This window comes from Pseudomonas sp. GM78, assembly GCF_000282475.1.
Lineage (GTDB): Bacteria > Pseudomonadota > Gammaproteobacteria > Pseudomonadales > Pseudomonadaceae > Aquipseudomonas.
Genome location: NZ_AKJF01000070.1, coordinates 50,460 through 58,705, shown reverse-complemented (window position 1 = coordinate 58,705; position 8,246 = coordinate 50,460). Strand labels below are relative to the sequence as shown.

The following is an 8,246-nucleotide window of genomic DNA, read 5'->3' as shown; positions in this document are numbered from 1 at the left end:
TTACTTGGGGCTTTTCCAAGTGACTCGCCGTAAGGGCGAAACCATAGGTGGCCGTTACCGCAGGAATGGATATGTACGCGGCCAACAAAATCCAGGTCGGCTGCCAGGCCGCCTTCGCCGGCAAGCCGGAACCCCGCAGACAACGCAAACAAAAAAGCCGCATGAAAACCCGAAGGTTCTCATGCGGCTTTTTCGGTTTGGCGGCTATTAAGTCTTGGCAGCCGGTCGCTTGTCCTCGACCTTCCACTTGCCACCGTCGTAGAACGCCTTCCAGCCAGTCGGCTTACCGTCGACTTCGGTCTGCACGTACTGCTCTTTGGTCTTGCGACTGTAACGGATCACAGCAGGCAGGCCATCCGGATCTTTCTTTGGCGCTTCGCAGAGGAAGTGGTACTTCGGATCGATCTCATCCTTGTGCGGGATGATCTCCATCACCAGCGGCGCACGGGTCTCGCGGTTTTTCGGGAACTGGCTGGCGGCCAGGAACAGGCCCGAGGCACCGTCGCGCAGGATGTAGGTGTCGTTGACCTTTTCGCATTTCAGCTCAGGCATCTTCACCGGGTCCATCTTCGGCGGCGCCGCATCACCGCTTTTCAACAGTTTACGGGTGTTCTTGCAGGTGGCGTTGGTGCAACCGAAGAACTTGCCGAAACGGCCCGTCTTGAGTTGCATCTCGCTGCCGCACTTGTCGCATTCCAGGCTCGGACCTTCATAGCCCTTGATGCGATAGGTGCCCTCTTCGATTTCGTAGCCGTCGCAATCCGGGTTGTTACCGCAGATGTGCAGCTTGCGCTTCTCGTCCAGCAGGTAGGCGTCCATCGCCGTGCTGCAGATCGGGCAACGGTGCTTGCCGCGCAGCACCAGCGATTCCGATTCACCCTCGTCGTCCGCGGCGATTTCATCGCCCGGCACCAGGTTGACGGTCGCCTTGCAGCGCTCTTTCGGTGGCAGGCTGTAGCCGGAGCAACCGAGGAACACACCGGTGGACGCCGTACGAATCTGCATCGGACGACCACAGGTGGTGCACGGAATGTCCGTCATCACCGGCTGGTTGGCACGCATGCCACTTTCCGGGCTCTCGGCTACCTCGAGCTTCTTCTTGAAGTCGCCGTAGAACTCATCCAGCACGTTTTTCCAGTCGCGTTCGCCCTGGGCTACGTCATCGAGGTGCTCTTCCATGCCGGCGGTGAAGCCGTAGTCCATCAGGTTGGAGAAGCTTTCCGACAAGCGCTCGGTGACGATGTCGCCCATCTTTTCCGAATAGAAACGACGGTTGTGCAGCGCCACGTAGCCGCGGTCCTGGATGGTCGAAATGATCGCCGCGTAGGTCGAAGGACGACCGATACCGCGTTTTTCCATTTCCTTGACCAGACTGGCTTCCGAGTAACGCGCCGGTGGCTTGGTGAAGTGCTGGGTCGGATCAAGCTTGATCAGCTTCATCGCGTCGCCCTGGGCCATGTCCGGCAGCACGTCGTCATCGCCCGGCTTGGCGATTTGCGGCATGACGCGGGTATAACCGTCGAACTTGAGGATACGGCCCTTGGCACGCAGCTCGAAGTCACCGGCACCGACGGTGACGGTCGTCGACAGGTATTGCGCCGGCAGCATCTGGCAGGCGAGGAACTGGCGCCAGATCAGCTCGTACAGCCGTTCTGCATCACGCTCCATGCCCGACAGCTTGCTTGGCTCGGTGTTGGCGTCGGACGGACGAATCGCTTCGTGAGCCTCCTGGGCGCCTTCCTTGCTGCTGTAGACGTTCGGGTTTTCCGGCAGGTACTTCTTGCCGAACTCGCCTTCAATATAGGTACGCGCCATCGCCACGGCATCGGCCGAGAGGTTGGTCGAGTCGGTACGCATGTAAGTGATGTAGCCGGCTTCGTACAGACGCTGGGCCATCATCATGGTTTTCTTCACGCCAAAGCCCAGGCGGTTGCTCGCGGCCTGTTGCAGGGTGGACGTGATGAACGGTGCCGACGGCTTGCTGCTGGTCGGCTTGTCTTCGCGCTTGACGATGCTGTAGCTGGACGCCTTGAGCTTTTCCAGTGCAGCCATGGCCTGGGCTTCGTTCAGCGGCTTGAAGGCTTCGCCTTTCTCGCGAGCGACGTCGAAACGCACGGTCGCGCCCTTGGCGGTGCCGAGGTCGGCGTGGACTTCCCAGTACTCTTCCGGGATGAACGCACGGATTTCGCGCTCACGCTCCACCACCAGCTTCACGGCAACCGACTGTACCCGACCGGCGGACAGGCCACGGGCGATCTTCGCCCACAGCAGCGGCGACACCATGTAACCCACCACGCGGTCGAGGAAGCGACGCGCCTGCTGGGCGTTGACACGATCGATGTCCAGCTCGCCTGGCTGGGAGAAGGCTTCCTGGATTGCCTTCTTGGTGATTTCGTTGAACACCACGCGCTTGTAGCGGGTGTCGTCACCACCGATGGCTTCGCGCAGGTGCCAGGCAATGGCTTCCCCCTCGCGATCCAAGTCGGTTGCGAGATAGATGGTGTCAGCATCCTTGGCGAGCCGACGCAGCTCTTCGATGACCTTTTCCTTGCCCGGGAGGATCTCATACTTGGCTTTCCAGCCATGATCGGGATCGACACCCATGCGCGCGACCAGCTGCTTGCGCGCCTTTTCCTTCGGCGACAAGGCCGGCGCTTCACCCGCAGCAGCCTTGCCGCGCTTGGCGGCTGGCTCTTTGCTGGCGCTAGCCGAACCGCTGGTGGGCAGGTCTCGGATATGGCCGATACTCGACTTCACCACGTATTCGTTGCCCAAATACTTGTTGATGGTCTTGGCCTTAGCCGGGGATTCCACAATGACCAGCGATTTGCCCATGGATCAGAAAATTCCTGAATTCTAGAAGTGAAAGGCGGTTGGCGCCTGACGCGGCACCGCTATATATAGTGGCTACAAGGCGAGGTCAAGCGCAGGGTCCTGCGCGCACTCCCCTTATACCTGCGGAAAAATGCTCGGTTCGGCCTGCACCAAAGCAAAGCGTGGCACCTGTTCGCCGTCAACTTCGACCGACTCCAGGAACATGCTCAAGGGGCGCACCCAAAAGCCGTAATCGCCATACAGGGCTTGGTAGAAGACCACTTCTTCCTCGGTTTCCGAATGCCGCGCGATACTGAACACACGGTACTGCGGACCTTTGTAATGTTGGTAGAGCCCAGGTTGTATCGGCATGCTTCGGCCCTCACTCAAATCAGTTTGAAATAAAAAATAAAAAATCCGCAAAAACAAAAACCGGGGCACTTGGCCCCGGCTTCCGTCAACGCAACGCTTAAACGCGTTCGAAGACGGTGGAGATGCCTTGGCCGAGACCAATGCACATGGTGGCTACCCCAAGGTTGCCGCCATTCTGCTTCATCACGTTCAGCAAAGTGCCGGAAATCCGCGCACCGGAGCAGCCGAACGGGTGACCCAGGGCGATCGCGCCGCCGTGCAGGTTAACCTTCTCGTTCATCTTGTCGAGCACTTTCAGATCTTTCAACACCGGCAAGGCCTGAGCGGCGAAAGCTTCGTTGAGCTCGAAGTAGTCGATGTCGGAGATACTCAGACCCGCACGCTTCAATGCTTTCTGTGTAGCCGGTACTGGACCATAGCCCATGATCGCCGGGTCCACACCTGCCACCGCCATCGAGCGGATCACCGCCAGGGGCTGGATGCCCAGGTCCTGTGCACGCTGCGCCGACATCACGATCATGCACGAGGCACCATCGGTGATCTGCGACGAAGTACCGGCCGTCACGGTGCCGCCCTTCGGATTGAAAGCAGGCTTCAATGCCGCCAGGCTTTCCAGGGTGGTTTCCGGACGAATGGTTTCGTCGTAGTCGAAGGTTTTCAGGAAACCGTTCTCGTCATAGCCCTGCATCGGGATGATTTCGTCCTTGAACTTGCCTTCCACGGTCGCCTTGTGGGCGAGTTGGTGGGAGCGCACGCCAAAGGCGTCCTGCTGTTCGCGGGTGATGCCGTGCATCTTGCCCAGCATTTCCGCGGTCAGGCCCATCATGCCCGACGCTTTTGCCGCGTACAGCGACATGTGCGGGTTCGGATCCACGCCGTGCATCATGCTCACGTGACCCATATGCTCGACGCCGCCAACCACGAAAACGTCACCGTTGCCGGTCATGATCGCTTGCGCAGCGGTGTGCAGGGCGCTCATCGACGAGCCACACAGGCGGCTGACGGTCTGGCCGGCCGAGGTGTGCGGGATCTGGGTCATCAGCGACGCCATGCGCGCGATGTTCCAGCCCTGTTCCAGGGTCTGGTTCACACAGCCCCAGATCACGTCTTCGACTTCACTCGGGTCGACCTTGACGTTGCGTTCCAGCAGTTTGCTGATCAGGTGCGCCGACATGTCTTCGGCGCGGGTGTTGCGGTGCATGCCGCCCTTGGAGCGGCCCATCGGAGTACGACCGAAGTCGACAATCACGACGTCTCTTGGATTCAAGCTCATAAAATTTCACTCTCGCTCAAAAGTTGGGACGCTTAACCGAAGAACCGTTGGCCAGTCTTGGCCATTTCACGCAGTTTTGCGGTCGGGTGGTACAGCGCGCCCAAATCAGCGTACTGGTCAGCCAGGGCAACGAACTCTGCAACACCGAGCGAATCGATGTAGCGCAGCGCACCGCCACGGAATGGAGGGAAACCGATACCGTAGACCAGGCCCATGTCGGCTTCGGCGGCGGTTTCGACAATGCCGTCTTCCAGGCAACGCACGGTTTCCAGGCACAGCGGGATCATCATCCAGTTGATGATGTCTTCGTCGCTGACTTCGCGCTGTTCGAAGACGATTGGCTTGAGCACTTCCAGTACCGACGGGTCGGCGACTTTCTTCTGCTTGCCCTTCTTGTCGGTCTCGTAGGCGTAGAAGCCCTTGCCGTTCTTCTGGCCCAGGCGCTTGGCTTCGTAGAGGACGTCCACGGCCGAACGGGTGTCGTCCTTCATGCGATCCGGGAAGCCTTCAGCCATGACGTCGCGACCGTGGTGGCCGGTGTCGATGCCGACCACGTCCATCAGGTACGCCGGGCCCATTGGCCAGCCGAATTTCTCCATGACCTTGTCGATACGCACGAAGTCCACACCGGCGCTGACCAGCTTGGCGAAACCGCCGAAATACGGGAACAGCACGCGGTTGACCAAAAAGCCCGGGCAGTCGTTGACCACGATCGGGTTCTTGCCCATTTTCTTGGCGTAGGCAACGGTAGTGGCCACTGCCAGCTCGCTGGACTTCTCGCCACGGATCACTTCCACCAGCGGCATCATGTGCACCGGGTTGAAGAAGTGCATGCCGACGAAGTTTTCCGGACGCTTGAGGGCCTTGGCCAGCAAGCTGATGGAAATGGTCGAGGTGTTCGAGGCGAGGATGGTGTCCTCTTTGACCTTGTCTTCGACTTCGGCCAGTACGGCTTGCTTGACCTTCGGGTTCTCGACGACCGCTTCGACCACCAGATCCACGTGACCGAAATCACCGTAGGACAGGGTCGGACGAATGCCGTTGAGCACTTCAGCCATTTTCGCGGCAGTCATGCGGCCTTTGTCAACGCGGCCAACCAGCAGCTTGGCGGCTTCGGCCAGACCCTGCTCGATACCGTGCTCGTTGATGTCCTTCATCAGGATCGGCGTGCCTTTGGACGCCGACTGATAGGCGATACCGCCACCCATGATGCCGGCGCCCAGTACGGCGGCCTGCTTCACGTCCTTGGCGATTTCGTCGTAGGCCTTGGCCTTTTTCTTCAGCTCCTGATCGTTCAGGAACAGGCCGATCAGGCTCTGTGCAGCTGCGGTCTTGGCCAGTTTGACGAAACCGGCGGCTTCGATTTCCAGGGCCTTGTCACGACCGAAGTTCGCGGCTTTCTGGATGGTCTTGATCGCTTCGACCGGGGCCGGGTAGTTCGGGCCAGCTTGACCTGCCACGAAACCCTTGGCGGTTTCGAAGGCCATCATTTGCTCGATAGCGTTCAGCTTGAGCTTTTCAAGCTTCGGCTGACGCTTGGCCTTGTAGTCGAACTCGCCGGAAATGGCGCGCTTGATCAGTTCCAGCGCAGCTTCCTGCAGTTTTTCAGGAGCAACCACGGCATCGACGGCGCCGACTTTCAGCGCGTCTTCAGGACGGTTTTCCTTGCCGGCGGCAATCCACTCGATGGCGTTGTCGGTACCGATCAGGCGCGGCAGGCGCACGGTGCCGCCAAAGCCCGGGTAGATGCCCAGCTTGACTTCCGGCAGACCGACCTTGGCCTTGGTCGACATGACGCGGTAGTCCGCTGCCAGGCACATTTCCAGACCGCCACCCAGCGCGATGCCGTTGATCGCGACGACAGTCGGGACGTTGAGGTCTTCGAAATCGCTGAAAATCTTGTTGGCTTCGAGGTTGCCAGCCACAAGCTCTGCATCCGGCAGCTTGAAGTTGTCGACGAATTCGGTGATGTCGGCGCCGACGATGAACACGTCCTTGCCACTGCTGACGATCACACCCTTGATCGAAGCATCTGCCTTGATGGCGTCCACGGCCTGACGCAGTTCGTTCAGGGTTAGACGGTTGAACTTGTTGACGGACTCACCCTTGAGGTCGAACTTCAGTTCGACGATGCCACTTTCAAGAGCCTTAACCGTGATGGCTTTACCTTCGTAAATCATCAACTGATCTCCACGATATGGAAGCTGAACAGTACACGCCGGACGCAGGCGGATGGCTGGCAGGGACGTCACTCGTCGATGCTACGCCTATCCACCCGGCACACCCGCCAACGCGATAGTCGGGATTCTGTAGGAGCTGTTTGTCGTACAAACGCTCATTTCATACGCCCGTTTGATTTGGGTACGCCACCTTCACGGAAAATCCGACAATTGTCAATCGCCCAAAGTATGGGTTGAGAGGCGACTTGGCGGTCATTTCTGTAAGACGAAGGCCTGCAACACGAGGCTGCATTAGCGGACATTCATAGAATCAATGATTAGAAAATTCGCCCTAATTCGCGGCAGCCTGTGTTTAACCGGCTACGCTGGCGGAACCTGGGGAAAAAATTGAACGCTTTTGGCGAATGCCCAGCGTAAGATCAGCCCAAACCGAATTACCGGCCTGCCTGGCCAATCCCGCCCGATGACGTTGTCGGGCTTTTTATTGCCTGCAAAAAACCACGCGAACCTTTGTAGGAGCTGCCGCAGGCTGCGATCTTTTGATCTTGCTTTTAAAAAATCAAAAGATCGCAGCCTGCGGCAGCTCCTACAGGGGATGGGGGTGTCCGCGGGAATCAGGCCAGGGCCTTGAGGGTGGCATCGATATTTTGCAAAACGGTCGCTTCACCCTTCTCACCCCAATACAGGGTAATCATCTGCTTGTCGGCCTCGACCTTGTAGACATTGGCCGGCAACTTTTCGAAATGATTGAGCAACGCCGGATCGTCGCAGGGCTCCTGCCACTGGTTAACCCACTGACCCGGTGATTTTTGCCAGTAACTCCAGCATGCCGGTTGGTTGCCCCGGCGTGGTCGATGGTACTGCGCGCAAGGGTTTGGCGGCTCCTGGCTGAGCCAGTGCGGCCACTCCTGAGGCGCCAGCTGCATGGCCAGGCCAATGCGTCGCGCCTCCATGCGCAGGGCCATGCGCCCGCTCTGATGGCGCGAGGGTCGCAGCCATGCCAGGGGGCTCAGCACCACCAGCAGGATTGACACCACTATCCAGACCGTCATATCTGTACTCCCGATTCTTGATGAGCGCATTGAGTCACTTTGGAGCCAATGCGCTTGAAACCAGCCATACTTACCAATATTGCAATCCTCAGGAGGAGCACCTCATGCCCTACAACCATATTCTGGTCGCTGTAGACCTGACCGAAGAGTGCGACCCTGTCATCCACCGTGCTCGCGAGCTGGCGGTGAGCAATGGGGCGAAATTGTCCCTGGTGCACATCGTCGAGCCGATGGCCATGGCCTTTGGTGGCGATGTGCCAATGGACCTGTCACAACTGCAACAACAGCAGTTCGACCAGGCCAAGGAGCGACTCGATCGCCTGATCTTGAAATACCCTGAGCTCTCCAGGGAATACAGCCACCTGACCTACGGCCAGCCACGCCAGGAAATTCACCACCTGGCCAAGGAGCAAGGGTGCGACATGATCGTGGTCGGCAGTCACGGCCGCCATGGCCTGGCACTGCTGCTGGGCTCCACCGCCAACGACGTCCTGCACGGCGCGCCTTGCGATGTGCTTGCAGTGCGCCTGCAAAGCAAAAGCTGATAACACCTGC

7 protein-coding genes are annotated in these 8,246 nt (G+C 59.0%); 2 read left to right on the top strand and 5 right to left on the bottom strand.

Annotation, left to right across the window (positions count from 1 at the left end; all coding sequences use genetic code 11):
• The coding region (locus PMI35_RS35240) for a hypothetical protein (protein WP_238543162.1) at window positions 1-211 on the top strand (211 nt) is incomplete at its 5' end.
• Here PMI35_RS35240 and topA read toward each other — a convergent pair.
• The 5 genes from topA to PMI35_RS20545 form a co-directional block, all read right to left on the bottom strand.
• Window positions 208-2,835 carry a type I DNA topoisomerase gene (gene topA / locus PMI35_RS20525; protein WP_008057949.1) on the bottom strand — a complete coding sequence of 876 codons (2,628 nt, stop codon included), beginning with the start codon at window positions 2,833-2,835 and terminating at the stop codon, window positions 208-210. The two genes, PMI35_RS35240 and topA, sit on opposite strands and share 4 nt — an antisense overlap.
• A 114-nt stretch (window positions 2,836-2,949) precedes the next feature.
• Window positions 2,950-3,186: a DUF1653 domain-containing protein gene (locus PMI35_RS20530; RefSeq protein WP_008057947.1), complete on the bottom strand. Its 237-nt coding sequence runs from the start codon at window positions 3,184-3,186 to the stop codon at window positions 2,950-2,952.
• 97 nt (window positions 3,187-3,283) lie between these two features.
• Window positions 3,284-4,459 carry an acetyl-CoA C-acyltransferase FadA gene (gene fadA, locus PMI35_RS20535; RefSeq protein ID WP_008057944.1) on the bottom strand — a complete coding sequence of 392 codons (1,176 nt, stop codon included), beginning with the start codon at window positions 4,457-4,459 and terminating at the stop codon, window positions 3,284-3,286.
• 32 nt (window positions 4,460-4,491) lie between these two features.
• Complete coding sequence (gene fadB, locus PMI35_RS20540; RefSeq protein ID WP_008057942.1) at window positions 4,492-6,639, bottom strand: fatty acid oxidation complex subunit alpha FadB; 2,148 nt, start codon at window positions 6,637-6,639, stop codon at window positions 4,492-4,494.
• A gap of 614 nt (window positions 6,640-7,253) precedes the next feature.
• Window positions 7,254-7,691, bottom strand: coding sequence for a hypothetical protein (locus PMI35_RS20545; RefSeq protein ID WP_008057940.1), 438 nt, complete (start codon window positions 7,689-7,691; stop codon window positions 7,254-7,256).
• Window positions 7,692-7,795: 104 nt separating this feature from the next.
• Between PMI35_RS20545 and PMI35_RS20550 the strand changes: the two genes are divergently transcribed.
• Complete coding sequence (locus tag PMI35_RS20550) at window positions 7,796-8,236, top strand: universal stress protein (RefSeq protein ID WP_008057932.1); 441 nt, start codon at window positions 7,796-7,798, stop codon at window positions 8,234-8,236.
• The last annotated feature ends 10 nt before the right edge of the window (window positions 8,237-8,246 follow it).

Coding starts and splice junctions, on each gene's coding strand:
- topA (WP_008057949.1), bottom strand. CDS start 2,835: ATGGGCAAATCGCTGGTCATTGTGGAATCCCCGGCTAAGGCCAAGACC.
- PMI35_RS20530 (WP_008057947.1), bottom strand. CDS start 3,186: ATGCCGATACAACCTGGGCTCTACCAACATTACAAAGGTCCGCAGTAC.
- fadA (WP_008057944.1), bottom strand. CDS start 4,459: ATGAGCTTGAATCCAAGAGACGTCGTGATTGTCGACTTCGGTCGTACT.
- fadB (WP_008057942.1), bottom strand. CDS start 6,639: ATGATTTACGAAGGTAAAGCCATCACGGTTAAGGCTCTTGAAAGTGGC.
- PMI35_RS20545 (WP_008057940.1), bottom strand. CDS start 7,691: ATGACGGTCTGGATAGTGGTGTCAATCCTGCTGGTGGTGCTGAGCCCC.
- PMI35_RS20550 (WP_008057932.1), top strand. CDS start 7,796: ATGCCCTACAACCATATTCTGGTCGCTGTAGACCTGACCGAAGAGTGC.